At 49.6% G+C, this 26,232-nt stretch carries 24 protein-coding genes; all 24 read left to right on the plus strand.

Annotated elements, in window-relative coordinates:
• Positions 1 to 76 precede the first annotated feature (76 nt).
• Positions 77 to 535 carry a transcriptional regulator AsnC gene (gene asnC / locus ACJHW7_RS15300; protein ID WP_000432970.1) on the plus strand — a complete coding sequence of 153 codons (459 nt, stop codon included), beginning with the start codon at positions 77 to 79 and terminating at the stop codon, positions 533 to 535.
• A gap of 89 nt (positions 536 to 624) precedes the next feature.
• Complete coding sequence (mioC, locus tag ACJHW7_RS15305; protein ID WP_000763742.1) at positions 625 to 1,068, plus strand: FMN-binding protein MioC; 444 nt, start codon at positions 625 to 627, stop codon at positions 1,066 to 1,068.
• 378 nt (positions 1,069 to 1,446) lie between these two features.
• Entirely contained in the window at positions 1,447 to 3,336 is a 1,890-nt protein-coding gene (gene mnmG, locus ACJHW7_RS15310; RefSeq protein WP_000499788.1) for a tRNA uridine-5-carboxymethylaminomethyl(34) synthesis enzyme MnmG, read from the plus strand.
• A gap of 63 nt (positions 3,337 to 3,399) precedes the next feature.
• Positions 3,400 to 4,023, plus strand: coding sequence for a 16S rRNA (guanine(527)-N(7))-methyltransferase RsmG (rsmG, locus tag ACJHW7_RS15315; protein WP_000932839.1), 624 nt, complete (start codon positions 3,400 to 3,402; stop codon positions 4,021 to 4,023).
• Between the two features lie 616 nt (positions 4,024 to 4,639).
• Complete coding sequence (atpI, locus tag ACJHW7_RS15320; RefSeq protein WP_000116695.1) at positions 4,640 to 5,020, plus strand: F0F1 ATP synthase subunit I; 381 nt, start codon at positions 4,640 to 4,642, stop codon at positions 5,018 to 5,020.
• Between the two features lie 8 nt (positions 5,021 to 5,028).
• Positions 5,029 to 5,844, plus strand: a complete 816-nt coding sequence (gene atpB / locus ACJHW7_RS15325) for a F0F1 ATP synthase subunit A (protein ID WP_000135625.1) — start codon at positions 5,029 to 5,031, stop codon at positions 5,842 to 5,844.
• 46 nt (positions 5,845 to 5,890) lie between these two features.
• Positions 5,891 to 6,130: a F0F1 ATP synthase subunit C gene (atpE, locus tag ACJHW7_RS15330; protein WP_000429386.1), complete on the plus strand. Its 240-nt coding sequence runs from the start codon at positions 5,891 to 5,893 to the stop codon at positions 6,128 to 6,130.
• A 61-nt stretch (positions 6,131 to 6,191) separates the two neighbouring features.
• On the plus strand, positions 6,192 to 6,662 hold the full coding sequence (gene atpF, locus ACJHW7_RS15335) for a F0F1 ATP synthase subunit B (protein WP_001052219.1): 471 nt from the start codon (positions 6,192 to 6,194) through the stop codon (positions 6,660 to 6,662).
• Positions 6,663 to 6,676: 14 nt separating this feature from the next.
• Complete coding sequence (gene atpH, locus ACJHW7_RS15340) at positions 6,677 to 7,210, plus strand: F0F1 ATP synthase subunit delta (protein ID WP_001288594.1); 534 nt, start codon at positions 6,677 to 6,679, stop codon at positions 7,208 to 7,210.
• 12 nt (positions 7,211 to 7,222) lie between these two features.
• The gene (gene atpA / locus ACJHW7_RS15345; protein ID WP_001176745.1) at positions 7,223 to 8,764 is read left to right on the plus strand and encodes a F0F1 ATP synthase subunit alpha; all 1,542 of its coding nucleotides are present in this window, start codon (positions 7,223 to 7,225) and stop codon (positions 8,762 to 8,764) included.
• Between the two features lie 50 nt (positions 8,765 to 8,814).
• Positions 8,815 to 9,678, plus strand: a complete 864-nt coding sequence (gene atpG / locus ACJHW7_RS15350) for a F0F1 ATP synthase subunit gamma (protein WP_000896498.1) — start codon at positions 8,815 to 8,817, stop codon at positions 9,676 to 9,678.
• 26 nt (positions 9,679 to 9,704) lie between these two features.
• The gene (gene atpD, locus ACJHW7_RS15355; RefSeq protein WP_000190506.1) at positions 9,705 to 11,087 is read left to right on the plus strand and encodes a F0F1 ATP synthase subunit beta; all 1,383 of its coding nucleotides are present in this window, start codon (positions 9,705 to 9,707) and stop codon (positions 11,085 to 11,087) included.
• Positions 11,088 to 11,107: 20 nt separating this feature from the next.
• Positions 11,108 to 11,527: a F0F1 ATP synthase subunit epsilon gene (locus tag ACJHW7_RS15360; RefSeq protein ID WP_001251965.1), complete on the plus strand. Its 420-nt coding sequence runs from the start codon at positions 11,108 to 11,110 to the stop codon at positions 11,525 to 11,527.
• Positions 11,528 to 11,877: 350 nt separating this feature from the next.
• Positions 11,878 to 13,248 carry a bifunctional UDP-N-acetylglucosamine diphosphorylase/glucosamine-1-phosphate N-acetyltransferase GlmU gene (gene glmU, locus ACJHW7_RS15365; RefSeq protein ID WP_021557356.1) on the plus strand — a complete coding sequence of 457 codons (1,371 nt, stop codon included), beginning with the start codon at positions 11,878 to 11,880 and terminating at the stop codon, positions 13,246 to 13,248.
• A 161-nt stretch (positions 13,249 to 13,409) separates the two neighbouring features.
• Positions 13,410 to 15,239, plus strand: a complete 1,830-nt coding sequence (glmS, locus tag ACJHW7_RS15370; protein WP_040235096.1) for a glutamine--fructose-6-phosphate transaminase (isomerizing) — start codon at positions 13,410 to 13,412, stop codon at positions 15,237 to 15,239.
• A gap of 699 nt (positions 15,240 to 15,938) precedes the next feature.
• On the plus strand, positions 15,939 to 16,541 hold the full coding sequence (lpfA2, locus tag ACJHW7_RS15375; protein WP_000804045.1) for a long polar fimbria major subunit LpfA2: 603 nt from the start codon (positions 15,939 to 15,941) through the stop codon (positions 16,539 to 16,541).
• 102 nt (positions 16,542 to 16,643) lie between these two features.
• Positions 16,644 to 17,330 (plus strand): fimbrial chaperone, encoded by a 687-nt coding sequence (locus ACJHW7_RS15380; protein WP_021557355.1) that lies wholly within the window; start codon positions 16,644 to 16,646, stop codon positions 17,328 to 17,330.
• 21 nt (positions 17,331 to 17,351) lie between these two features.
• A complete protein-coding gene (locus ACJHW7_RS15385; protein ID WP_021557354.1) occupies positions 17,352 to 19,886 on the plus strand; it encodes a fimbria/pilus outer membrane usher protein in 2,535 nt (844 codons plus the stop codon).
• Positions 19,887 to 19,897: 11 nt separating this feature from the next.
• Entirely contained in the window at positions 19,898 to 20,989 is a 1,092-nt protein-coding gene (locus ACJHW7_RS15390) for a fimbrial protein (protein WP_021557353.1), read from the plus strand.
• A gap of 27 nt (positions 20,990 to 21,016) precedes the next feature.
• Complete coding sequence (locus ACJHW7_RS15395) at positions 21,017 to 22,099, plus strand: fimbrial protein (RefSeq protein ID WP_001383675.1); 1,083 nt, start codon at positions 21,017 to 21,019, stop codon at positions 22,097 to 22,099.
• 211 nt (positions 22,100 to 22,310) lie between these two features.
• The gene (gene pstS / locus ACJHW7_RS15400; protein WP_000867143.1) at positions 22,311 to 23,351 is read left to right on the plus strand and encodes a phosphate ABC transporter substrate-binding protein PstS; all 1,041 of its coding nucleotides are present in this window, start codon (positions 22,311 to 22,313) and stop codon (positions 23,349 to 23,351) included.
• A gap of 86 nt (positions 23,352 to 23,437) precedes the next feature.
• A complete protein-coding gene (gene pstC / locus ACJHW7_RS15405; protein ID WP_000741620.1) occupies positions 23,438 to 24,397 on the plus strand; it encodes a phosphate ABC transporter permease PstC in 960 nt (319 codons plus the stop codon).
• Complete coding sequence (gene pstA / locus ACJHW7_RS15410; RefSeq protein WP_001251991.1) at positions 24,397 to 25,287, plus strand: phosphate ABC transporter permease PstA; 891 nt, start codon at positions 24,397 to 24,399, stop codon at positions 25,285 to 25,287. Before pstC ends, pstA begins: the two co-directional genes overlap by 1 nt.
• 170 nt (positions 25,288 to 25,457) lie before the next feature.
• Complete coding sequence (gene pstB / locus ACJHW7_RS15415; RefSeq protein ID WP_000063125.1) at positions 25,458 to 26,231, plus strand: phosphate ABC transporter ATP-binding protein PstB; 774 nt, start codon at positions 25,458 to 25,460, stop codon at positions 26,229 to 26,231.
• Position 26,232: the final 1 nt, after the last annotated feature.

A 26,232-nucleotide genomic window follows, 5' to 3' on the forward strand; every position in this document is an offset into this window, starting at 1 on the left:
AAGCCTAACTCACTTTTGATTCATTAAAAAAGAAGGCTAAAATAGAATGAATCATCAATCCGCATAAGAAAATCCTATGGAAAATTATCTGATCGACAATCTGGACCGTGGCATCCTGGAAGCATTAATGGGCAATGCGCGCACCGCTTACGCCGAACTGGCGAAACAATTTGGCGTCAGTCCGGGGACGATTCACGTTCGAGTAGAGAAAATGAAGCAGGCGGGAATCATTACCGGGGCGCGTATTGATGTCAGCCCGAAGCAGCTCGGTTATGACGTAGGCTGCTTTATCGGCATTATATTAAAGAGCGCCAAAGACTATCCTTCCGCGCTGGCAAAGCTGGAAAGCCTCGATGAAGTGACCGAGGCGTACTACACCACCGGCCACTACAGCATCTTTATAAAAGTGATGTGCCGTTCGATCGATGCTCTCCAGCATGTACTTATCAACAAGATCCAAACAATTGATGAAATTCAGTCCACCGAGACACTGATCGTCCTGCAGAACCCGATCATGCGTACCATCAAGCCCTGATCGGCTTTTTTAATCCCATACTTTTCCACAGGTAGATCCCAACGCGTTCACAGCGTACAATACGCCACTCTTAATAAAGGTGGCGGTTTATGGCAGATATCACTCTTATCAGCGGCAGCACCCTCGGCGGTGCCGAATATGTAGCAGAACACCTGGCTGAAAAGCTGGAAGAGGCGGGTTTTACCACCGAAACGCTGCACGGTCCGCTGTTGGAAGATTTATCTGCCTCGGGGATCTGGCTGGTTATCAGCTCCACCCACGGTGCCGGAGATATTCCGGACAACCTTTCTCCTTTCTATGAAGCATTGCAGGAACAGAAGCCCGATCTTTCTGCGGTCCGCTTTGGCGCAATCGGTATTGGTAGTCGTGAATATGACACCTTTTGTGGGGCTATCGATAAACTCGAGGCTGAACTCAAAAATTCCGGTGCAAAACAGACGGGCGAAACACTGAAGATCAACATTCTTGATCACGACATTCCGGAAGATCCGGCAGAAGAATGGCTGGGATCATGGATTAATTTACTCAAATAAGTATACAGATCGTGCGATCTACTGTGGATAACTCTGTCAGGAAGCTTGGATCAACCGGTAGTTATCCAAAGAACAACGGTTGTTCAGTTTTTGAGTTGTGTATAACCCCTCATTCTGATCCCAGCTTATACGGTCCAGGATCACCGATCATTCACAGTTAATGATCCTTTCCAGGTTGTTGATCTTAAAAGTCGGATCCTTGTTATCCACAGGGCAGTGCGATCCTAATAAGAGATCACAATAGAACAGATCTCTAAATAAATAGATCTTCTTTTTAATACCCAGGATCCCAGGTCTTTCTCAAGCCAACAAAGTTGAGTAGAATCCACGGCCCGGGCTTCAATCCATTTTCATACCGCGTTATGCGAGGCAATCACCATGTTTTATCCGGATCCTTTTGACGTCATCATCATTGGCGGGGGTCATGCAGGCACCGAGGCCGCGATGGCTGCGGCGCGTATGGGTCAACAGACTCTGCTTTTGACACACAATATCGACACTCTGGGGCAGATGAGCTGCAACCCGGCGATCGGCGGTATTGGGAAGGGACATCTGGTAAAAGAAGTGGATGCACTCGGCGGTCTGATGGCGAAAGCGATCGATCAGGCGGGTATCCAGTTTAGGATACTAAACGCAAGTAAAGGACCGGCTGTTCGCGCTACCCGAGCTCAGGCGGATCGTGTGCTCTACCGTCAGGCGGTACGTACGGCGCTGGAGAACCAACCGAATCTGATGATCTTCCAGCAGGCGGTTGAAGATCTTATTGTCGAAAACGATCGCGTGGTCGGTGCTGTTACCCAAATGGGACTGAAGTTCCGTGCCAAAGCCGTTGTGCTCACCGTTGGGACGTTCCTCGACGGTAAAATTCATATCGGTCTGGATAACTACAGCGGTGGCCGTGCTGGTGATCCGCCGTCCATTCCGCTTTCTCGCCGTTTGCGTGAACTTCCGCTGCGCGTTGGTCGTCTGAAAACCGGGACACCACCGCGTATTGATGCTCGAACCATCGACTTTAGCGTGCTTGCGCAACAGCATGGCGATAACCCAATGCCGGTATTCTCGTTTATGGGCAATGCGTCCCAGCATCCCCAGCAGGTGCCGTGTTATATCACTCATACCAACGAGAAAACCCATGATGTGATCCGCAGTAACCTCGATCGTAGCCCAATGTACGCAGGGGTGATCGAAGGTGTCGGCCCACGCTACTGCCCGTCGATCGAAGACAAAGTCATGCGCTTCGCCGACAGAAATCAGCATCAGATCTTCCTTGAACCGGAAGGGCTGACCTCTAACGAAATTTATCCGAACGGTATCTCCACCAGCCTGCCGTTCGATGTGCAGATGCAAATCGTCCGCTCCATGCAGGGGATGGAAAACGCGAAGATCGTGCGTCCGGGTTATGCCATTGAGTATGACTTCTTCGATCCACGCGACCTGAAACCGACGCTGGAGAGCAAGTTTATCCAGGGGCTGTTCTTTGCTGGTCAGATTAACGGCACTACCGGTTACGAAGAAGCCGCTGCGCAAGGTTTGCTGGCCGGTCTTAACGCTGCCCGTCTGTCTGCTGACAAAGAAGGTTGGGCTCCGGCGCGTTCTCAGGCCTATCTCGGCGTACTGGTTGATGACCTGTGCACTTTAGGAACCAAAGAACCGTATCGTATGTTTACTTCGCGCGCAGAATATCGTCTGATGCTGCGCGAAGATAATGCGGATCTGCGTTTGACTGAAATCGGTCGTGAACTGGGCCTGGTGGATGACGAACGTTGGGCGCGCTTTAACGAGAAACTTGAGAATATCGAGCGTGAGCGTCAGCGTCTGAAATCGACCTGGGTAACCCCGTCGGCGGAAGCTGCAGCCGAAGTGAATGCTCACCTGACTGCGCCGCTTTCCCGTGAAGCCAGTGGTGAAGATCTGCTGCGTCGTCCGGAAATGACTTATGAAAAATTAACCACGCTGACGCCGTTTGCCCCTGCGTTGACAGACGAACAGGCGGCGGAACAGGTTGAGATTCAGGTTAAATACGAAGGTTATATCGCGCGCCAGCAAGATGAGATCGAAAAGCAGCTGCGTAACGAGAACACCCTGCTACCCGCGACACTGGATTACCGCCAGGTATCCGGTCTTTCTAACGAAGTGATCGCCAAACTTAACGATCACAAACCGGCCTCTATCGGCCAGGCTTCACGTATTTCTGGCGTCACGCCTGCGGCCATCTCCATTCTGCTGGTGTGGCTGAAAAAACAGGGTATGCTGCGTCGTAGCGCATAACGCATTAAAAATGCCTGGTAAGCACCCGCTTACCAGGCAACGCATCAAGAACAGGTAATCACCGTGCTCAACAAACTCTCCTTACTGCTGAAAGACGCAGGTATTTCGCTTACCGATCACCAGAAAAACCAGCTTATTGCCTACGTGAATATGCTGCATAAATGGAACAAAGCGTACAACCTGACTTCGGTCCGCGATCCTAATGAGATGCTGGTACGCCATATTCTCGATAGCATTGTGGTGGCACCGTATCTGCAAGGTGAACGGTTTATCGATGTCGGCACCGGTCCTGGACTGCCTGGCATTCCACTCTCTATCGTGCGTCCTGAAGCCCATTTCACTCTGTTGGATAGCCTTGGTAAACGCGTGCGTTTCCTTCGTCAGGTGCAACATGAGCTTAAACTGGAGAATATTGAGCCAGTACAGAGCAGGGTAGAAGAGTTTCCTTCAGAGCCGCCATTTGATGGCGTAATTAGCCGCGCTTTTGCCTCTCTGAACGATATGGTGAGCTGGTGCCACCATCTTCCTGGTGAGCAAGGCCGTTTCTACGCGCTGAAAGGGCAAATGCCGGAAGATGAAATCGCTTTGTTGCCCGAAGAATATCAGGTTGAATCAGTGGTTAAACTTCAGGTTCCTGCCCTGGATGGCGAACGCCATCTGGTGGTGATTAAAGCAAATAAAATTTAATTTTTATCAAAAAAATCATAAAAAATTGACCGGTTAGACTGTTAACAACAACCAGGTTTTCTACTGATATAACTGGTTACATTTAACGCCACGTTCACTCTTTTGCATCAACAAGATAACGTGGCTTTTTTTGGTAAGCAGAAAATAAGTCATTAGTGAAAATATCAGTCTGCTAAAAATCGGCGCTAAGAACCATCATTGTCTGTTAAAACATTATTAAAAATGTCAATGGGTGGTTTTTGTTGTGTAAATGTCATTTATTAAAACAGTATCTGTTTTTAGACTGAAATATCATAAACTTGCAAAGGCATCATTTGCCAAGTAAATAAATATGCTGTGCGCGAACATGCGCAATATGTGATCTGAAGCACGCTTTATCACCAGTGTTTACGCGTTATTTACAGTTTTTCATGATCAAACAGGGTTAGCAGAAAAGTCGCAATTGTATGCACTGGAAAAATATTTAAACATTTATTCACCTTTTGGCTACTTATTGTTTGAAATCACGGGGGCGCACCGTATAATTTGACCGCTTTTTGATGCTTGACTCTAAGCCTTAAAGAAAGTTTTATACGACACGCGGCATACCTCGAAGGGAGCAGGAGTGAAAAACGTGATGTCTGTGTCGCTCGTGAGTCGAAACGTTGCTCGGAAGCTTCTGCTCGTTCAGTTACTGGTGGTGATAGCAAGTGGATTGCTGTTCAGCCTCAAAGACCCCTTCTGGGGCGTCTCTGCAATAAGCGGGGGCCTGGCAGTCTTTCTGCCTAACGTTTTGTTTATGATATTTGCCTGGCGTCACCAGGCGCATACACCAGCGAAAGGCCGGGTGGCCTGGACATTCGCATTTGGCGAAGCTTTCAAAGTTCTGGCGATGTTGGTGTTACTGGTGGTGGCGTTGGCGGTTTTAAAGGCGGTATTCTTGCCGCTGATCGTTACGTGGGTTTTGGTGCTGGTGGTTCAGATACTGGCACCGGCTGTAATTAACAACAAAGGGTAAAAGGCATCATGGCTTCAGAAAATATGACGCCGCAGGATTACATAGGACACCACCTGAATAACCTTCAGCTGGACCTGCGTACATTCTCGCTGGTGGATCCACAAAACCCCCCAGCCACCTTCTGGACAATCAATATTGACTCCATGTTCTTCTCGGTGGTGCTGGGTCTGTTGTTCCTGGTTTTATTCCGTAGCGTAGCCAAAAAGGCGACCAGCGGTGTGCCAGGTAAGTTTCAGACCGCGATTGAGCTGGTGATCGGCTTTGTTAATGGTAGCGTGAAAGACATGTACCATGGCAAAAGCAAGCTGATTGCTCCGCTGGCCCTGACGATCTTCGTCTGGGTATTCCTGATGAACCTGATGGATTTACTGCCTATCGACCTGCTGCCGTACATTGCTGAACATGTACTGGGTCTGCCTGCACTGCGTGTGGTTCCGTCTGCGGACGTGAACGTAACGCTGTCTATGGCACTGGGCGTATTTATCCTGATTCTGTTCTACAGCATCAAAATGAAAGGCATCGGCGGCTTCACGAAAGAGTTGACGCTGCAGCCGTTCAATCACTGGGCGTTCATTCCTGTCAACTTAATCCTTGAAGGGGTAAGCCTGCTGTCCAAACCAGTTTCACTCGGTTTGCGACTGTTCGGTAACATGTATGCCGGTGAGCTGATTTTCATTCTGATTGCTGGTCTGTTGCCGTGGTGGTCACAGTGGATCCTGAATGTGCCGTGGGCCATTTTCCACATCCTGATCATTACGCTGCAAGCCTTCATCTTCATGGTTCTGACGATCGTCTATCTGTCGATGGCGTCTGAAGAACATTAATTTACCAACACTACTACGTTTTAACTGAAACAAACTGGAGACTGTCATGGAAAACCTGAATATGGATCTGCTGTACATGGCTGCCGCTGTGATGATGGGTCTGGCGGCAATCGGTGCTGCGATCGGTATCGGCATCCTCGGGGGTAAATTCCTGGAAGGCGCAGCGCGTCAACCTGATCTGATTCCTCTGCTGCGTACTCAGTTCTTTATCGTTATGGGTCTGGTGGATGCTATCCCGATGATCGCTGTAGGTCTGGGTCTGTACGTGATGTTCGCTGTCGCGTAGTAAGCGTTGCTTTTATTTAAAGAGCAATATCAGAACGTTAACTAAATAGAGGCATTGTGCTGTGAATCTTAACGCAACAATCCTCGGCCAGGCCATCGCGTTTGTCCTGTTCGTTCTGTTCTGCATGAAGTACGTATGGCCGCCATTAATGGCAGCCATCGAAAAACGTCAAAAAGAAATTGCTGACGGCCTTGCTTCCGCAGAACGAGCACATAAGGACCTTGACCTTGCAAAGGCCAGCGCGACCGACCAGCTGAAAAAAGCGAAAGCGGAAGCCCAGGTAATCATCGAGCAGGCGAACAAACGCCGCTCGCAGATTCTGGACGAAGCGAAAGCTGAGGCAGAACAGGAACGTACTAAAATCGTGGCCCAGGCGCAGGCGGAAATTGAAGCCGAGCGTAAACGTGCCCGTGAAGAGCTGCGTAAGCAAGTTGCTATCCTGGCTGTTGCTGGCGCCGAGAAGATCATCGAACGTTCCGTGGATGAAGCTGCTAACAGCGACATCGTGGATAAACTTGTCGCTGAACTGTAAGGAGGGAGGGGCTGATGTCTGAATTTATTACGGTAGCTCGCCCCTACGCCAAAGCAGCTTTTGACTTTGCCGTCGAACACCAAAGTGTAGAACGCTGGCAGGACATGCTGGTGTTTGCCGCCGAGGTAACCAAAAACGAACAAATGGCAGAGCTTCTCTCTGGCGCGCTTGCGCCAGAAACGCTTGCCGAGTCGTTTATCGCAGTTTGTGGTGAGCAACTGGACGAAAACGGTCAGAACCTTATTCGGGTAATGGCTGAAAATGGTCGTCTTAACGCGCTCCCGGATGTTCTGGAGCAGTTTATTCACCTTCGTGCCGTGAGTGAGGCTACCGCTGAGGTAGACGTCATTTCCGCTGCCGCACTGAGTGAACAACAGCTCGCGAAAATTTCTGCTGCGATGGAAAAACGTCTGTCACGCAAAGTTAAGCTGAATTGCAAAATCGATAAGTCTGTAATGGCAGGCGTTATCATCCGAGCGGGTGATATGGTCATTGATGGCAGCGTACGCGGTCGTCTTGAGCGCCTTGCAGACGTCTTGCAGTCTTAAGGGGACTGGAGCATGCAACTGAATTCCACCGAAATCAGCGAACTGATCAAGCAGCGCATTGCTCAGTTCAATGTTGTGAGTGAAGCTCACAACGAAGGTACTATTGTTTCTGTAAGTGACGGTGTTATCCGCATTCACGGCCTGGCCGATTGTATGCAGGGTGAAATGATCTCCCTGCCGGGTAACCGTTACGCTATCGCACTGAACCTCGAGCGCGACTCTGTAGGTGCGGTTGTTATGGGTCCGTACGCTGACCTTGCCGAAGGCATGAAAGTTAAGTGTACTGGCCGTATCCTGGAAGTTCCGGTTGGCCGTGGCCTGCTGGGCCGTGTGGTTAATACTCTGGGTGCACCAATCGACGGTAAAGGTCCGCTGGATCACGACGGCTTCTCTGCTGTAGAAGCAATCGCTCCGGGCGTTATCGAACGTCAGTCCGTAGATCAGCCGGTACAGACCGGTTATAAAGCCGTTGACTCCATGATCCCAATCGGTCGTGGTCAGCGTGAATTGATCATCGGTGACCGTCAGACCGGTAAAACCGCACTGGCTATCGATGCCATCATCAACCAGCGCGATTCCGGTATCAAATGTATCTATGTCGCTATCGGCCAGAAAGCGTCCACCATTTCTAACGTGGTACGTAAACTGGAAGAGCACGGCGCACTGGCTAACACCATCGTTGTGGTAGCAACCGCGTCTGAATCCGCTGCACTGCAATACCTGGCACCGTATGCCGGTTGCGCAATGGGCGAATACTTCCGTGACCGCGGTGAAGATGCGCTGATCATTTACGATGACCTGTCTAAACAGGCTGTTGCTTACCGTCAGATCTCCCTGCTGCTCCGTCGTCCGCCAGGACGTGAAGCATTCCCGGGCGACGTATTCTACCTCCACTCTCGTCTGCTGGAGCGTGCTGCGCGTGTTAACGCCGAATACGTTGAAGCCTTCACCAAAGGTGAAGTGAAAGGGAAAACCGGTTCTCTGACCGCACTGCCGATTATCGAAACTCAGGCGGGTGACGTTTCTGCGTTCGTTCCGACCAACGTAATCTCCATTACCGATGGTCAGATCTTCCTGGAAACCAACCTGTTCAACGCCGGTATTCGTCCTGCGGTTAACCCGGGTATTTCCGTATCCCGTGTTGGTGGTGCAGCACAGACCAAGATCATGAAAAAACTGTCCGGTGGTATCCGTACCGCTCTGGCACAGTATCGTGAACTGGCAGCGTTCTCTCAGTTTGCATCCGACCTTGACGATGCAACACGTAAGCAACTTGACCACGGTCAGAAAGTGACCGAACTGCTGAAACAGAAACAGTATGCGCCGATGTCCGTAGCGCAACAGTCTCTGGTTCTGTTCGCAGCAGAACGTGGTTACCTGGCGGATGTTGAACTGTCGAAAATCGGCAGCTTCGAAGCCGCTCTGCTGGCTTACGTCGACCGTGATCACGCTCCGTTGATGCAAGAGATCAACCAGACCGGTGGCTACAACGACGAAATCGAAGGCAAGCTGAAAGGCATCCTCGATTCCTTCAAAGCAACCCAATCCTGGTAACGTCTGGCGGCTTGCCTTAGGGCAGGCCGCAAGGCATTGAGGAGAAGCTCATGGCCGGCGCAAAAGAGATACGTAGTAAGATCGCAAGCGTCCAGAACACGCAAAAGATCACTAAAGCGATGGAGATGGTCGCCGCTTCCAAAATGCGTAAATCGCAGGATCGCATGGCGGCCAGCCGTCCTTATGCAGAAACCATGCGCAAAGTGATTGGTCACCTTGCACACGGTAATCTGGAATACAAGCACCCTTACCTGGAAGACCGCGACGTTAAACGCGTGGGCTACCTGGTGGTGTCGACCGACCGTGGTTTGTGCGGTGGTTTGAACATTAACCTGTTCAAAAAACTGCTGGCGGAAATGAAGACCTGGACCGACAAAGGCGTTCAATGCGACCTCGCAATGATCGGCTCGAAAGGCGTGTCGTTCTTCAACTCCGTGGGCGGCAATGTTGTTGCCCAGGTCACCGGCATGGGGGATAACCCTTCCCTGTCCGAACTGATCGGTCCGGTAAAAGTGATGTTGCAGGCCTACGACGAAGGCCGTCTGGACAAGCTTTACATTGTCAGCAACAAATTTATTAACACCATGTCTCAGGTTCCGACCATCAGCCAGCTGCTGCCGTTACCGGCATCAGATGATGATGATCTGAAACATAAATCCTGGGATTACCTGTACGAACCCGATCCGAAGGCGTTGCTGGATACCCTGCTGCGTCGTTATGTCGAATCTCAGGTTTATCAGGGCGTGGTTGAAAACCTGGCCAGCGAGCAGGCCGCCCGTATGGTGGCGATGAAAGCCGCGACCGACAATGGCGGCAGCCTGATTAAAGAGCTGCAGTTGGTATACAACAAAGCTCGTCAGGCCAGCATTACTCAGGAACTCACCGAGATCGTCTCGGGGGCCGCCGCGGTTTAAACAGGTTATTTCGTAGAGGATTTAAGATGGCTACTGGAAAGATTGTCCAGGTAATCGGCGCCGTAGTTGACGTCGAATTCCCTCAGGATGCCGTACCGCGCGTGTACGATGCTCTTGAGGTGCAAAATGGTAATGAGCGTCTGGTGCTGGAAGTTCAGCAGCAGCTCGGCGGCGGTATCGTGCGTACCATCGCAATGGGTTCCTCCGACGGTCTGCGTCGCGGTCTGGATGTAAAAGACCTCGAACACCCGATCGAAGTCCCGGTAGGTAAAGCGACTCTGGGCCGTATCATGAACGTACTGGGTGAACCGGTCGACATGAAAGGCGAGATCGGTGAAGAAGAGCGTTGGGCGATTCACCGCGCAGCACCTTCCTACGAAGAGCTGTCAAACTCTCAGGAACTGCTGGAAACCGGTATCAAAGTTATCGACCTGATGTGTCCGTTCGCTAAGGGCGGTAAAGTTGGTCTGTTCGGTGGTGCGGGTGTAGGTAAAACCGTAAACATGATGGAGCTCATTCGTAACATCGCGATCGAGCACTCCGGTTACTCTGTGTTTGCGGGCGTAGGTGAACGTACTCGTGAGGGTAACGACTTCTACCACGAAATGACCGACTCCAACGTTATCGACAAAGTATCCCTGGTGTATGGCCAGATGAACGAGCCGCCGGGAAACCGTCTGCGCGTTGCTCTGACCGGTCTGACCATGGCTGAGAAATTCCGTGACGAAGGTCGTGACGTTCTGCTGTTCGTTGACAACATCTATCGTTACACCCTGGCCGGTACGGAAGTATCCGCACTGCTGGGCCGTATGCCTTCAGCGGTAGGTTATCAGCCGACCCTGGCGGAAGAGATGGGCGTTCTGCAGGAACGTATCACCTCCACCAAAACTGGTTCTATCACCTCCGTACAGGCGGTATACGTACCTGCGGATGACTTGACTGACCCGTCTCCGGCAACCACCTTTGCGCACCTTGACGCAACCGTGGTACTGAGCCGTCAGATCGCGTCTCTGGGTATCTACCCGGCCGTTGACCCGCTGGACTCCACCAGCCGTCAGCTGGACCCGCTGGTGGTTGGTCAGGAACACTACGACACCGCGCGTGGCGTTCAGTCCATCCTGCAACGTTATCAGGAACTGAAAGACATCATCGCCATCCTGGGTATGGATGAACTGTCTGAAGAAGACAAACTGGTGGTAGCGCGTGCTCGTAAGATCCAGCGCTTCCTGTCCCAGCCGTTCTTCGTGGCAGAAGTATTCACCGGTTCTCCGGGTAAATACGTCTCCCTGAAAGACACCATCCGTGGCTTTAAAGGCATCATGGAAGGCGAATACGATCACCTGCCGGAGCAGGCGTTCTACATGGTCGGTTCCATCGAAGAAGCTGTGGAAAAAGCCAAAAAACTTTAACGCCTTAATCGGAGGGTGATATGGCAATGACTTACCACCTGGACGTCGTCAGCGCAGAGCAACAAATGTTCTCTGGTCTGGTCGAGAAAATCCAGGTAACGGGTAGCGAAGGTGAACTGGGGATCTACCCTGGCCACGCACCGCTGCTCACCGCCATTAAGCCTGGTATGATTCGCATCGTGAAACAGCACGGTCACGAAGAGTTTATCTATCTGTCTGGCGGCATTCTTGAAGTGCAGCCTGGCAACGTGACCGTTCTGGCCGACACCGCAATTCGCGGCCAGGATCTCGACGAAGCGCGAGCCATGGAAGCGAAACGTAAGGCTGAAGAGCACATTAGCAGCTCTCACGGCGACGTAGATTACGCTCAGGCGTCTGCGGAACTGGCCAAAGCGATCGCGCAGCTGCGCGTTATCGAGTTGACCAAAAAAGCGATGTAACACCGGCTTGAAAAGCACAAAAGCCAGTCTGGAAACAGGCTGGCTTTTTTTTACGCGTGATCCGTCCTGAAGAGCGTTCACATAGATCCTGCTGATATAAAACACCCCTGTTTTCCCGTTTATTCATTGATCGAAATAAGAGCAAAAACATCCACCTGACGCTTAAATGAAGGTACTGCCTTAATTTTCTGCAGACAAAAGGCGTGACGATGGTCGAAAATGGCACTTTCGTCAGCGGGGATAATCCGTTATTGAACAATTTATCCTCTGTCCATTTCACGATGAAAAAAATGTAGTTTTTTCAAGGTGAAGCGGTTTAAATTCGTTCTCAAATTACAGTCAGGACGCGTATGTTGAATAATGCTATGAGCGTAGTGATCCTTGCCGCAGGCAAAGGCACGCGCATGTATTCCGATCTTCCGAAAGTGCTGCATACCCTTGCCGGGAAAGCGATGGTTCAGCATGTCATTGATGCTGCGAATGAATTAGGCGCAGCGCACGTTCACCTGGTGTACGGTCACGGCGGCGATCTGCTTAAACAGGCGCTGAAAGACGACAACCTTAACTGGGTGCTTCAGGCAGAGCAGCTGGGTACGGGTCATGCAATGCAGCAGGCCGCACCTTTCTTTGCCGATGATGAAGACATTTTAATGCTCTACGGCGACGTGCCGCTGATCTCTGTCGAAACACTCCAGCGCCTGCGTGATGCTAAACCGCAGGGTGGCATTGGTCTGCTGACGGTGAAACTGGATGATCCGACCGGTTATGGACGTATCACCCGTGAAAATGGCAAAGTTACCGGCATTGTTGAGCACAAAGATGCCACCGACGAGCAGCGTCAGATTCAGGAGATCAACACCGGCATTCTGATCGCTAACGGCGCAGATATGAAACGCTGGCTGGCGAAGCTGACCAACAATAACGCTCAGGGTGAATACTACATCACCGACATTATTGCGCTGGCGTATCAGGAAGGGCGTGAAATCGTCGCCGTTCATCCGCAACGTTTAAGCGAAGTAGAAGGCGTGAATAACCGCCTGCAACTCTCCCGTCTGGAGCGTGTTTATCAGTCCGAACAGGCTGAAAAACTGCTGTTAGCAGGCGTTATGCTGCGCGATCCGGCGCGTTTTGATCTGCGTGGTACGCTTACTCACGGGCGCGATGTTGAAATTGATACTAACGTTATCATCGAGGGCAACGTGACTCTCGGTCATCGCGTGAAAATCGGCACCGGTTGCGTGATTAAAAACAGCGTGATTGGCGATGATTGCGAAATTAGCCCATATACCGTCGTGGAAGACGCGAATCTGGCGGCGGCCTGTACCATTGGCCCGTTTGCCCGTTTGCGTCCTGGTGCTGAGTTGCAGGAAGGTGCACACGTCGGTAACTTTGTTGAGATGAAAAAAGCGCGTCTGGGTAAAGGCTCGAAAGCTGGTCATCTGACTTACCTGGGCGATGCGGAAATTGGCGATAACGTTAACATCGGCGCGGGAACCATTACCTGCAACTACGATGGTGCGAATAAATTTAAGACCATTATCGGCGACGATGTGTTTGTCGGTTCCGACACTCAGCTGGTGGCCCCGGTAACAGTAGGCAAAGGCGCGACCATTGCTGCGGGTACAACTGTGACGCGTAATGTCGGCGAAAATGCATTAGCTATCAGCCGTGTGCCGCAGACTCAGAAAGAAGGCTGGCGTCGTCCGGTAAAGAAAAAGTGATTCTGGCCGGGTAATCCGGTCACATGGGATGAGGAGATAACATAATCTCCCTCCCACAAGCAGTAACTATAAAAATAACCCCACTCTCTACAAGGCTCGGGGCGCCCGAAAAAACGGGCATACAGGTTGACCGACAACGATATAAATCGGAATCAAAAACTATGTGTGGAATTGTTGGCGCGATCGCGCAACGTGATGTAGCAGAAATCCTTCTTGAAGGTTTACGTCGTCTGGAATACCGCGGATATGACTCTGCCGGTCTGGCCGTTGTTGATGCGGAAGGTCATATGACCCGCCTGCGTCGCCTCGGTAAAGTCCAGATGCTGGCTCAGGCAGCGGAAGAACATCCTCTGCATGGCGGCACCGGTATTGCTCACACTCGCTGGGCGACCCATGGTGAACCTTCAGAAGTTAACGCGCATCCGCATGTTTCTGAACACATTGTGGTGGTGCATAACGGCATCATCGAAAACCATGAACCGCTGCGTGAAGAGTTAAAAGCGCGTGGCTATACCTTCGTTTCTGAAACCGACACCGAAGTGATTGCCCATCTGGTGAACTGGGAGCTGAAACAGGGCGGTACTCTGCGTGAGGCTGTTCTGCGTGCTATCCCGCAACTGCGTGGTGCGTACGGTACAGTGATCATGGACTCCCGTCACCCGGATACCCTGCTGGCAGCACGTTCTGGTAGTCCGCTGGTGATTGGTCTGGGTATGGGCGAAAACTTTATCGCTTCTGACCAGCTGGCGCTGCTGCCGGTGACCCGTCGCTTTATCTTCCTTGAAGAGGGCGATATTGCGGAAATTACTCGCCGTTCGGTAAACATCTTCGATAAAACTGGCGCGGAAGTAAAACGTCAGGATATCGAATCCAATCTGCAATATGACGCGGGCGATAAAGGTATTTACCGTCACTACATGCAGAAAGAGATCTACGAACAGCCGAACGCGATCAAAAACACCCTTACCGGGCGCATCAGCCACGGTCAGGTTGATTTAAGCGAGCTGGGACCGAACGCCGACGAACTGCTGTCGAAGGTTGAGCATATTCAGATCCTCGCCTGTGGTACTTCTTATAACTCCGGTATGGTTTCCCGTTACTGGTTTGAATCGCTGGCAGGTATTCCGTGCGACGTCGAAATCGCCTCTGAATTCCGCTATCGCAAATCTGCCGTGCGTCATAACAGCCTGATGATCACCTTGTCACAGTCTGGCGAAACCGCAGATACCCTGGCGGGCCTGCGTCTGTCGAAAGAGCTGGGTTACCTTGGTTCACTGGCAATCTGTAACGTTCCGGGTTCTTCTCTGGTGCGCGAATCCGATCTGGCGCTAATGACCAACGCGGGTACAGAAATCGGCGTGGCATCCACTAAAGCATTCACCACCCAGTTAACTGTGCTGTTGATGCTGGTGGCGAAGCTGTCTCGCCTGAAAGGTCTGGATGCCTCCATTGAACATGACATTGTGCATGGTCTGCAGGCGCTGCCGAGCCGTATTGAGCAGATGCTGTCTCAGGACAAACGCATTGAAGCTCTGGCAGAAGATTTCTCTGACAAACATCACGCGCTGTTCCTGGGCCGTGGCGATCAGTACCCAATCGCGCTGGAAGGCGCATTGAAGCTGAAAGAGATCTCTTACATTCACGCTGAAGCCTACGCTGCAGGTGAACTGAAACACGGTCCGCTGGCGCTGATTGACGCGGATATGCCGGTTATCGTTGTTGCGCCGAACAACGAATTGCTGGAAAAACTGAAATCCAACATTGAAGAAGTTCGCGCGCGTGGCGGCCAATTGTATGTCTTCGCCGATCAGGATGCGGGTTTTGTAAGTAGCGATAACATGCACATCATCGAGATGCCGCATGTGGAAGAGGTGATTGCACCGATCTTCTACACCGTTCCGCTGCAGTTACTGGCTTATCACGTCGCGCTGATCAAAGGCACCGACGTTGACCAGCCGCGTAACCTGGCAAAATCGGTAACGGTTGAGTAATATTATTCATTTGCTGAACGAAGGGCTGCCTTTTGGCGGCCCTTTTACTTACCAGCATTAATAATCTAACCTCATTCCATATAATTAACTTCAGCTATTATTTGGGGCACCGTTGAACACTTGTTTTAACCGTAGTAGTAATTAAATACCTCGAATCATTGACAAACAATTGCCATAATTGACGTACTTTGTAATGAATAGCACGTTTTGTTCATTCAAGAATCGCTTGTAAAACAATCATCAATATGTAATTTTATTTAACTATGTAACAATGTGTGATAATAAATTATCACTGTAAATATATAGTCTTTCCACAAATATAGGCAAAAAATATAATTTGAATGTGTGGTTTACTAAAAATAAGACTGTTTTCTACGCAAATTCATAGTTGTGGATTATGTAAATATGAAAAAATTGTCTGCTTTGAGATGTGTGATATAATTAAAAAATCACCTCATCATAAAAATAATATTTATATCCATTTATTATTCCCTCTTCTTTTAAGCAATCACATAACGATATAAATTTAGTTTTGCTTAACACCCAATTTAATTTATCTAAATGTATAAAATAAAAACCACTTGCGCCAAAGTATATTGGTAGTACTATTTGGTTTCTGATCAAATACCGATCAGGTTTATCCAAATTTAATAAATGGATAACACACAGGAATAATATCAAATTAATGGAGTTATATTTATGAAACCAAATATGATTGTAGGAGCATTAGCGTTAACTTCTGTGTTTATGGCAGGTCACCTACAGGCGGCTGATGGAACAGTCCATTTCCGTGGTGAAATTATTGACAGTACTTGCGAAGTCACTCCTGAAACTAAAGATCAGGTCGTTGACTTAGGCAAAGTAAACCGTACAGCCTTTAGTGGCGTCGATGATGTGGCTGCCCCGACGGCTTTTTCTATCGATCTGACTCAATGCCCGGAAACCTTTAAGTCCGCCGCAATTCGTTTCGATGGTAATGAAGATGCTCATGGTAATGGCAACCTGGCAATCGGTACCCCGCTTGATAACTCTAACGATGCTGCCGCTGGTATTAGCCCGAGTGATAACAGTGGGGATTATACTGGTGCGGGTGCCGTTAGTGCAGCGAAAGGCGTAGCTATTCGTTTATATAACCGTGCAGATAACACTCAGGTCAAGTTATATGAAAATTCTGCATCAACTCCGATTTCTAATGGTAATGCATCCATGAAGTTCATGGCTCGTTATATTGCTACGGAAACGACTATTGACCCTGGTACAGCTAACGCCGACTCGCAGTTTACAGTTGAATATATAAAATAAATCATTCTTAACATAATACCTTAAATAAAATGGCGCTCGCCATTATGGTTCTCTTTTACTTAAAAGAAGGGCGTCATTATTATATTTTTATGAGATACATTTATGCCTATGTATTTACTTAGATTGTTTTTTGCTGTTACTTTGATTACGCAGATGTCGATGGCTATGGCTGGTATTGTTGTTGGGGGAACTCGCGTTATTTTTTATGGTGACAAACCTGATACTACAATCTCTATTTTTAATAAAGAAACGAACCTTCCTTATCTATTGCAGACATGGGTTGATCCATTTAATAAAGAGGATAAAAGCAAACCGCCATTTTCTGTGATACCTCCCGTTTCTCGCATTGAACCGCAGCAAGAGAAAATATTACGCATTTTAAAAACGGCTGGCGAGTTACCAAAAGATCGAGAGTCCGTATTCTGGTTGAACGTGAAAAACATCCCTCCTTCAATTGATAAAAAAAATACCAATGTTCTTGAGATAGCCATAAAAACAAGAATTAAGTTATTCTGGCGACCAGCCGCGGTAAAGATAATCCCTGAGCAGGCTATTAAAAATGTTAAATGGTCGCGGCAGGGTAATAATCTCATCGTCGAAAATCCAAATCCGATCCATATTAATGTAATGAGTGTGACGGTGGACGATAAAGACGTGTCGCTAAATATGATCCGCCCTTTTGAAACATTGACATTACCAATTCCGGCTGGCGTGGCAGGAAAATCGCTCGTTTGGCGCTTTATTAATGATTACGGTGCAATTAGTCAACCACTAAAGAAAAACCTTTAAGCGCCGGATAAGGATATATCGATGGCCTCTTCGCATCTTTTCATTACGCTTGCATCGGGCATATGTCTGCTCTGTTCCATATCTGCTTTTGCCCGGGATAGCTTGTTCAACCCCAGATTACTGGAACTGGATCATCCTGCGGATAATATTGATATTCACCAGTTCAACCGTTCGAATACCTTACCTGCGGGAACATACAAAGTTGATGTGATGATCAACGGCATGCTCTTCGAACGCCAGGAAGTTAAATTTGTCCAGGATAACCCTGATGCTGAACTCCACCCATGCTACGTGGCGATAAAAAACGTACTGGCGACCTATGGTATAAAAGTTGATGCGATAAAATCTCTGGCGAATGTTGATGACAAAACATGCGTAAATCCAGTTCCGCTGATCGACGGGGCTACCTGGTTACTGGACGCCAGTAAACTTGCATTGAATATTACTATTCCGCAAATTTATCTCAACAATGCAGTTAATGGTTATATCAGCCCTTCCCGTTGGGATCAGGGGATCAATGCCATGATGATGAATTATGATTTTTCGGCATCGCATACCATCCGGTCAAATTATGACGACGACGATGACAGTTATTATCTGAATTTGCGTAATGGTATTAATTTAGGCGCATGGCGTTTTCGTAATTACAGCACCCTGAATTCTTATGACGGTAATGTGGACTACCATTCCGTCAGTAATTACATTCAGCGCGACATCATGGCATTACGTAGCCAGATTATGATTGGCGATACCTGGACGGCAAGCGATGTATTTGATAGTACACAGGTGCGTGGCGTGCGGCTGTATACCGATGACGATATGTTGCCCTCCAGCCAGAATGGCTTTGCGCCAGTGGTACATGGGATTGCGAAAACTAACGCCACGGTGATCATCAAACAAAACGGCTACGTTATTTATCAATCAGCCGTACCACAGGGCGCATTTGCCCTCACCGACTTAAACACGACCAGTAGCGGCGGCGATCTCGATGTCACTATCAAAGAAGAAGATGGCAGCGAGCAGCACTTTATTCAGCCATTTACTTCACTGGCCATTCTCAAGCGTGAAGGTCAGACCGATGTAGACCTTAGCATTGGAGAAGTGCGCGACGAAAGCGGCTTTACGCCTGAGGTCTTGCAGTTACAAGCAATGCACGGTTTCCCTTTGGGAATAACCTTGTATGGCGGAACACAACTGGCAAATGATTACGCTTCTGCCGCGCTGGGTATTGGTAAAGATATGGGGGCGCTGGGCGCGATTTCTTTTGACGTGACTCATGCCCGCTCGCAGTTTGACTACGGCGATAATGAGAGTGGTCAATCGTATCGTTTTCTCTATTCCAAACGTTTTGAAGACACCAATACCACCTTTCGTCTGGTGGGTTATCGCTACTCTACGGAGGGGTTCTACACCCTCAATGAATGGGTGTCGCGACAGGATAACGATTCTGATTTCTGGGTAACGGGCAACCGTCGCAGCCGCTTCGAAGGCACCTGGACGCAATCTTTCACGCCAGGCTGGGGCAATATTTATTTAACATTCAGTCGACAGGAATACTGGCAGACCGATGAGGTCGAGCGTTTATTACAGTTCGGCTATAACAACAACTGGCGAAACATCTCCTGGAACGTTTCCTGGAACTATACGGACTCGATCAAGCGCTCATCGAGCAACTATCATGATGATAACAATGATAATTTCGGCAAAGAACAGATTTTCATGTTCTCAATGTCGATACCGCTATCGGGCTGGATGGAAGACAGCTACGTCAACTATTCGTTAACGCAAAACAACCACCATGAAAGCACGATGCAGGTCGGTCTGAACGGAACGATGCTGGAAGGGCGTAACCTGTCTTATAACGTACAGGAATCGTGGATGCACTCTCCTGATGACTCCTACAGCGGCAATGCCGGAATGACCTATGACGGGACTTATGGCTCGGTCAATGGCAGCTATTCCTGGAGCCGTGACTCCCAACATTTTGATTATGGCGCCAGAGGCGGCGTGCTGGTGCATAGTGACGGAGTGACCTTCTCGCAGGAACTGGGCGAAACGGTGGCATTAGTCAAAGCGCCGGGCGCAGAAGGCCTGTCCATTGAAAACGCCACCGGGATTTCTACCGACTGGCGTGGTTATACCGTAAAAACGCAGCTTAGCCCATATGACGAAAACCGCGTGGCATTGAACAGCGACTATTTCTCCAAAGCCAATATTGAACTGGAAAACACCGTCATCAACCTGGTACCAACGCGCGGTGCGGTGGTGAAAGCCGAATTTGTCACCCATGTCGGTTATCGCGTGCTATTTAACGTCCGCCAGGTCAACGGTAAACCAATAATGTTTGGCGCGATGGCAACCGCCTCTCTCGAAACGGGCACAGTCACCGGGATTGTCGGTGATAACGGCGAACTGTATCTCTCCGGGATGCCTGAAAAAGGCGAGTTTTTATTGAGTTGGGGACAAGCTGCGGATGAAAAATGTAAGGCGGCCTATCACATCACCCATAAACCTGATGATACCAGCCTGATTCAAATGGATGCGATTTGTCGCTAAAGGAAGCATGAATGAAAAAAATATTATCAGGGTTGATTCTGCTGCTTTGCTGTCCTTATGGTTTCGCCGCTAATGGTGATGGCGTTTGTTTTAATAGTGATGGCGCAACGCACATGTCAAATTTATCATTTGGTCCGCTGACGGTGGCTGCGGCGAATAACCACTCCGGATACAATATTTTCGAGGCACTGAGCAACACGACTGGAACATACCCGGTGCGCTGTCACTGTGATGACACGCATGGCGGACCGGGCCAACAAACAGCATTTTTTCCTATCTTCTACACGGGGGATGCCGCACCGGGGCTTGTGCTTGAGCGCACTCTTAATGGGTTAAATTACTATGCTCTGAATGATTATTTATCGGTCGGCGTGACGATTTTTATTATTAATAACCAATATGCGGCCATTCCTTTTGAACACTTATCCAACCAATCCACCTCACCGCAACATACCTGTGGAGCAGGTAATAATGGGAGCACTGTAAATCTGGATTCAGGGCGCTCGGCAAAATTATCTTTCTATGTTCGGCATTCTATTACTGGCACGGTGACAATACCCACAACGGAAGTCGCCTGGTTATACGCGGGCATGTCCGATCATTTTCCCAAAACGACCCCCGTTTCTAAAGTGACAATTCGCGGACAATTAACGGCCCCGCAGAACTGTGAGTTAACGCCAAATCAGAGCATCGATGTCGATTTTCAAAAAATTAATAGCGGTGAGTTCTCCTCAACGGCGGGTTCAATTATTGCAGAACGAAAGATTAAAACCGAAGTCACAGTATCCTGTACCGGGATGGAAGACGTAAGGTCTACGGAGGTGGTGAGTGCGTCGATGATTGCGGCAAACAGAAGTGCCGATGCCACCATGATCGTGACGAGTAATCCGGATGTGGGAATTAAGATTTTTGATAAGAACGACCGTCCAGTGAATGTGGATGGGGGCAACTTACCCGCTGATATGGGTGCTATTAGTCGATTAGGAAAAACCGATGGTAGCGTAACGTTTTATTCAGCGCCCGCCAGTCTGACGGGCACAAAACCAGCGCCTGATAATGGATTTACCGCCACAGCCACGCTGGTTATTGAATTTACTAACTAATCTTGTGTTAGTAAAAGGAATAATTTCATGAAAAAATGGCATTATATATTTTGCATAATTCTCTTTCATTTAGGGTTGCCGTGCGGGTATGCGGCAAATGATGGCACGTGTGCAACAAGAGGCGGCACACATACATTAAGCCTTAATTTTCCTCTGACAACGGTCAGTGCAGCAAACAATGTGCCTGGAAATACATTAATAGATATTGCTAATGCAACATCTTCTGAAAATTATAGCGTTCTGTGTAACTGTGATTCAAAACATAGCAATGGCGCTTATCACGAAATATATTATACCGCAGACCCTGCTCCCGGTATGGTTTATAGCACCACCGCAAGTGGTCTTGCTTTTTACTATCTTAACGAATATGTCGATGTGGGAACAAAAATATCTGTGCTAAATGCGGGGTATACGGCAGTTCCTTTTGAACATGTTTCCAACCAGGCAACTACAACAGATCACACTTGTCAGGGAAACAAAACTACAGCGGTTGGCGTGAGCCTGAAAACTGGAGCAGATGCGAAGATTTCATTTCGTATTAAACGTTCAATAAATGGAACGGTAGTAATACCTATCACCGATATTGCATTGCTGTATGCCAACATATCCAGCACCACGACCCGTGGTGAGGCGATTGCAAAAGTTCGAATTTCAGGCAGTTTGACCGCACCACAGTCTTGTCAGATAAATGCAGGACAGGTGATTTATTTTGATTTTGATACTATTCCTGCGTCCGAATTTTCATCTACCGCCGGGCAAGCCATTACTTCACGAAAAATCACTAAAACAGTGAGTATTGAGTGTACGGGGATGGGGGATGAGCGTACGCAGAAAGTCGATGCTTCTTTTACGGGGACGAACCGAAGCAGTGACGATACGATGGTGGCGACAGACAATGCTGATGTCGGGATCAAAATTTACAATAAATCGAATGCTGAAGTTAGCGTCAACAACGGCAAGTTACCCGCAGACATGGGCAACACGACCATTATTGGTCGTAAAAATGGTTCGGTAACTTTTTCGGCAGCACCTGCCAGCTTTACCGGTGCCCGGCCTCAGCCCGGCGTTTTTAACGCTACCGCGACCTTAACCATTGAATTTGTAAACTAACCTTTTGCGGCTGTTTTATGACAGCCGTTCATATTTCCTCTCCTTTCATGAAAAAATGCTGATATTTTTCCCCTTCAATATCAATAAGTAATAACTTTCCTTTGGGTGTCATCAAACTGTCACATTCCTTACATATAACTGTCACCTGTTTGTCCTATTTTGCTTCTCGTAGCCAACAAACAATGCTTTATGAATCCTCCCAGGAGACATTATGAAAGTTATGCGTACCACCGTCGCAACTGTTGTCGCCGCGACCTTATCGATGAGTGCTTTCTCTGTGTTTGCAGAAGCAAGCCTGACAGGTGCAGGTGCAACCTTCCCTGCGCCGGTGTATGCCAAATGGGCTGACACTTACCAGAAAGAAACCGGTAATAAAGTTAATTACCAGGGTATCGGTTCTTCCGGTGGCGTAAAACAGATTATCGCCAATACCGTTGATTTTGGTGCTTCTGACGCGCCGCTGTCTGACGAAAAACTGGCTCAGGAAGGTCTGTTCCAGTTCCCGACCGTGATTGGCGGCGTGGTGCTGGCGGTTAACATTCCTGGGTTGAAGTCTGGCGAGCTGGTGCTGGATGGTAAAACCCTCGGCGACATCTACCTCGGCAAAATCAAGAAGTGGGATGATGAAGCCATCGCCAAACTGAATCCGGGTCTGAAACTGCCTTCACAGAACATTGCTGTAGTACGCCGCGCAGATGGCTCCGGGACTTCCTTCGTCTTCACCAGCTACCTGGCGAAAGTGAATGAAGAGTGGAAAAACAACGTTGGTACTGGCTCTACCGTAAAATGGCCGATCGGTCTGGGTGGTAAAGGTAACGACGGTATCGCTGCGTTCGTTCAGCGTCTGCCGGGTGCAATTGGTTACGTTGAATATGCTTATGCGAAGCAAAACAACCTGGCGTACACCAAACTGATCTCCGCTGATGGTAAACCTGTTTTGCCGACTGAAGAAAACTTCGCTAATGCAGCAAAAGGTGCAGACTGGAGCAAAACCTTCGCTCAGGATCTGACCAACCAGAAAGGCGAAGATGCGTGGCCTATTACCTCTACCACGTTCATTCTGATCCACAAAGATCAGAAGAAACCAGAACAAGGCACAGAAGTGCTGAAATTCTTCGACTGGGCGTACAAAACCGGGGCTAAACAGGCGAACGACCTGGATTACGCCAGCCTGCCGGATAGCGTAGTTGAACAGGTTCGCGCTGCGTGGAAGACCAATATTAAAGACAGTAGCGGCAAGCCGCTGTACTAATAAAACTCCAGGCCGGATAAGGCATTAAACGGCTTATCCGGCATTACAAAATGACTTTGTAAACGCGTTTAACTGAAGAGTAACTTATGGCTGCAACCAAGCCTGCTTTTAACCCACCGGGTAAAAAGGGCGACATAATTTTCAGCGTGCTGGTAAAACTGGCGGCGCTGATTGTGCTATTGATGTTGGGTGGCATTATTGTCTCTCTGATCATCTCCTCATGGCCGAGCATTCAGAAATTTGGTCTGGCTTTCCTGTGGACCAAAGAGTGGGATGCGCCGAACGATATCTACGGGGCGCTGGTGCCGATCTACGGTACGTTGGTGACTTCGTTTATCGCGCTGCTGATCGCCGTCCCGGTGAGTTTCGGTATCGCCCTGTTCCTGACTGAGCTTGCGCCTGGCTGGCTGAAACGCCCGCTGGGTATCGCCATTGAGCTGCTGGCAGCCATTCCAAGTATCGTTTACGGCATGTGGGGCCTGTTTATCTTTGCGCCGCTGTTCGCCGTTTACTTCCAGGAGCCGGTCGGCAATATCATGTCGAATATCCCGATTGTCGGCGCGCTGTTCTCTGGCCCGGCATTTGGTATCGGTATCCTCGCGGCAGGCGTGATCCTCGCCATCATGATTATTCCGTACATTGCGGCGGTAATGCGCGATGTGTTCGAACAAACCCCGGTGATGATGAAAGAGTCGGCCTACGGTATTGGCTGCACCACCTGGGAGGTTATCTGGCGTATCGTTCTTCCGTTCACCAAAAATGGTGTTATCGGCGGCATTATGCTGGGGCTGGGCCGCGCGCTTGGTGAAACCATGGCGGTGACCTTTATCATCGGTAACACCTACCAGCTCGACAGCGCCTCGCTGTACATGCCGGGCAACAGTATCACCTCTGCGCTGGCGAACGAATTTGCGGAAGCGGAATCCGGTCTGCACGTTGCCGCACTGATGGAACTGGGCCTGATCCTGTTTGTGATTACCTTCATCGTCCTCGCCGCATCGAAGTTTATGATTATGCGCCTGGCTAAGAATGAGGGGGCACGCTAATGGCTATGGTTGAAATGCAAACCACTGCGGCGCTTGCTGAATCCCGCCGCAAAATGCAGGCGCGTCGCCGCCTCAAGAACCGTATTGCACTGACGCTCTCAATGGCGACGATGGCCTTCGGTCTGTTCTGGCTGATCTGGATTTTAATGTCCACCATCACTCGCGGTATCGATGGTATGTCGCTGGCTCTGTTCACTGAAATGACGCCGCCGCCCAATACGGAAGGTGGTGGTCTGGCGAACGCTCTGGCGGGTAGCGGGCTGTTAATTTTGTGGGCCACGGTATTCGGTACGCCGCTGGGCATTATGGCGGGGATTTATCTGGCTGAATATGGTCGTAAATCCTGGCTGGCAGAAGTGATTCGCTTCATTAACGACATTCTGCTCTCTGCGCCGTCGATTGTGGTTGGTCTGTTTGTTTACACCATCGTGGTGGCGCAGATGGAGCACTTCTCCGGTTGGGCGGGTGTGATTGCGCTGGCGCTGTTGCAGGTACCGATTGTTATCCGCACCACCGAGAACATGCTGAAACTGGTGCCGGACAGCCTGCGTGAAGCGGCTTATGCACTGGGTACGCCGAAGTGGAAGATGATCTCCGCGATTACGCTGAAAGCGTCGGTGTCCGGAATTATGACCGGTATCCTGCTGGCGATTGCCCGTATTGCCGGTGAAACCGCGCCGCTGCTGTTTACCGCGCTCTCCAACCAGTTCTGGAGCACGGACATGATGCAGCCGATCGCCAACCTGCCGGTGACGATCTTTAAGTTTGCGATGAGCCCGTTTGCGGAATGGCAGCAACTGGCCTGGGCCGGGGTATTGATCATTACCCTGTGCGTACTGCTGCTGAACATTCTGGCGCGCGTTGTTTTCGCGAAGAATAAACACGGTTGATATTGCTGACACGGTTTTCCCCTCTCCCCAGAGGGGCGAGGGGACCGACCGAGCGCCTTTTTGACTCTGTACACGGTTAACACTTTGCCGGATGCGGCGTAAACGCCTGATCCGGCCTACGGTAAGCCTGATTAGCGAAGTGCATCAGGCACGATGAGGAAAAGATTGCAATGAGTATGGTTGAAACTGCCCCGAGTAAAATTCAGGTTCGTAATTTGAACTTCTACTACGGCAAATTCCATGCCCTGAAAAACATCAACCTGGATATCGCTAAAAACCAGGTAACGGCGTTTATCGGGCCGTCCGGCTGCGGTAAATCGACGCTGCTGCGTACCTTCAACAAAATGTTTGAACTGTATCCGGAACAGCGTGCGGAAGGTGAAATTCTGCTTGATGGCGACAACATCCTGACCAACTCTCAGGATATCGCCCTGCTGCGTGCGAAAGTGGGCATGGTGTTCCAGAAGCCTACGCCGTTCCCGATGTCCATTTACGACAACATCGCCTTTGGTGTCCGTCTGTTTGAGAAGCTCTCCCGTGCCGACATGGACGAGCGCGTACAGTGGGCATTGACCAAAGCCGCATTGTGGAACGAAACCAAAGATAAATTGCACCAGAGCGGTTACTCTCTCTCTGGTGGTCAGCAACAACGTCTGTGCATTGCGCGTGGTATCGCCATTCGCCCGGAAGTGCTGCTGCTCGACGAACCGTGTTCGGCGCTCGACCCTATCTCTACCGGGCGTATTGAAGAGCTGATCACCGAACTGAAGCAGGATTACACCGTGGTGATCGTCACCCACAACATGCAGCAGGCTGCGCGTTGTTCCGACCACACGGCGTTTATGTACCTGGGCGAATTGATTGAGTTCAGCAACACGGACGATCTGTTCACCAAGCCAGCGAAGAAACAAACAGAAGACTACATCACCGGTCGTTACGGTTGAT

Origin of the sequence: Escherichia sp. WS1152, assembly GCF_046487665.1 — a bacterium.
In the GTDB taxonomy this organism is placed as follows: Bacteria; Pseudomonadota; Gammaproteobacteria; order Enterobacterales; family Enterobacteriaceae; genus Escherichia; species Escherichia coli.

Bases quoted from the DNA above. Each gene is read 5' to 3' on its own strand.
- atpG (WP_000896498.1), top strand. From the start codon at position 8,815: ATGGCCGGCGCAAAAGAGATACGTAGTAAGATCGCAAGCGTCCAGAAC.
- ACJHW7_RS15360 (WP_001251965.1), top strand. From the start codon at position 11,108: ATGGCAATGACTTACCACCTGGACGTCGTCAGCGCAGAGCAACAAATG.
- ACJHW7_RS15395 (WP_001383675.1), top strand. From the start codon at position 21,017: ATGAAAAAATGGCATTATATATTTTGCATAATTCTCTTTCATTTAGGG.
- atpA (WP_001176745.1), top strand. From the start codon at position 7,223: ATGCAACTGAATTCCACCGAAATCAGCGAACTGATCAAGCAGCGCATT.
- mnmG (WP_000499788.1), top strand. From the start codon at position 1,447: ATGTTTTATCCGGATCCTTTTGACGTCATCATCATTGGCGGGGGTCAT.
- atpI (WP_000116695.1), top strand. From the start codon at position 4,640: ATGTCTGTGTCGCTCGTGAGTCGAAACGTTGCTCGGAAGCTTCTGCTC.
- atpE (WP_000429386.1), top strand. From the start codon at position 5,891: ATGGAAAACCTGAATATGGATCTGCTGTACATGGCTGCCGCTGTGATG.
- ACJHW7_RS15385 (WP_021557354.1), top strand. From the start codon at position 17,352: ATGGCCTCTTCGCATCTTTTCATTACGCTTGCATCGGGCATATGTCTG.
- pstS (WP_000867143.1), top strand. From the start codon at position 22,311: ATGAAAGTTATGCGTACCACCGTCGCAACTGTTGTCGCCGCGACCTTA.
- ACJHW7_RS15380 (WP_021557355.1), top strand. From the start codon at position 16,644: ATGCCTATGTATTTACTTAGATTGTTTTTTGCTGTTACTTTGATTACG.
- atpB (WP_000135625.1), top strand. From the start codon at position 5,029: ATGGCTTCAGAAAATATGACGCCGCAGGATTACATAGGACACCACCTG.
- pstB (WP_000063125.1), top strand. From the start codon at position 25,458: ATGAGTATGGTTGAAACTGCCCCGAGTAAAATTCAGGTTCGTAATTTG.
- mioC (WP_000763742.1), top strand. From the start codon at position 625: ATGGCAGATATCACTCTTATCAGCGGCAGCACCCTCGGCGGTGCCGAA.
- glmU (WP_021557356.1), top strand. From the start codon at position 11,878: ATGTTGAATAATGCTATGAGCGTAGTGATCCTTGCCGCAGGCAAAGGC.
- atpH (WP_001288594.1), top strand. From the start codon at position 6,677: ATGTCTGAATTTATTACGGTAGCTCGCCCCTACGCCAAAGCAGCTTTT.
- pstA (WP_001251991.1), top strand. From the start codon at position 24,397: ATGGCTATGGTTGAAATGCAAACCACTGCGGCGCTTGCTGAATCCCGC.
- ACJHW7_RS15390 (WP_021557353.1), top strand. From the start codon at position 19,898: ATGAAAAAAATATTATCAGGGTTGATTCTGCTGCTTTGCTGTCCTTAT.
- pstC (WP_000741620.1), top strand. From the start codon at position 23,438: ATGGCTGCAACCAAGCCTGCTTTTAACCCACCGGGTAAAAAGGGCGAC.
- asnC (WP_000432970.1), top strand. From the start codon at position 77: ATGGAAAATTATCTGATCGACAATCTGGACCGTGGCATCCTGGAAGCA.
- atpD (WP_000190506.1), top strand. From the start codon at position 9,705: ATGGCTACTGGAAAGATTGTCCAGGTAATCGGCGCCGTAGTTGACGTC.
- lpfA2 (WP_000804045.1), top strand. From the start codon at position 15,939: ATGAAACCAAATATGATTGTAGGAGCATTAGCGTTAACTTCTGTGTTT.
- glmS (WP_040235096.1), top strand. From the start codon at position 13,410: ATGTGTGGAATTGTTGGCGCGATCGCGCAACGTGATGTAGCAGAAATC.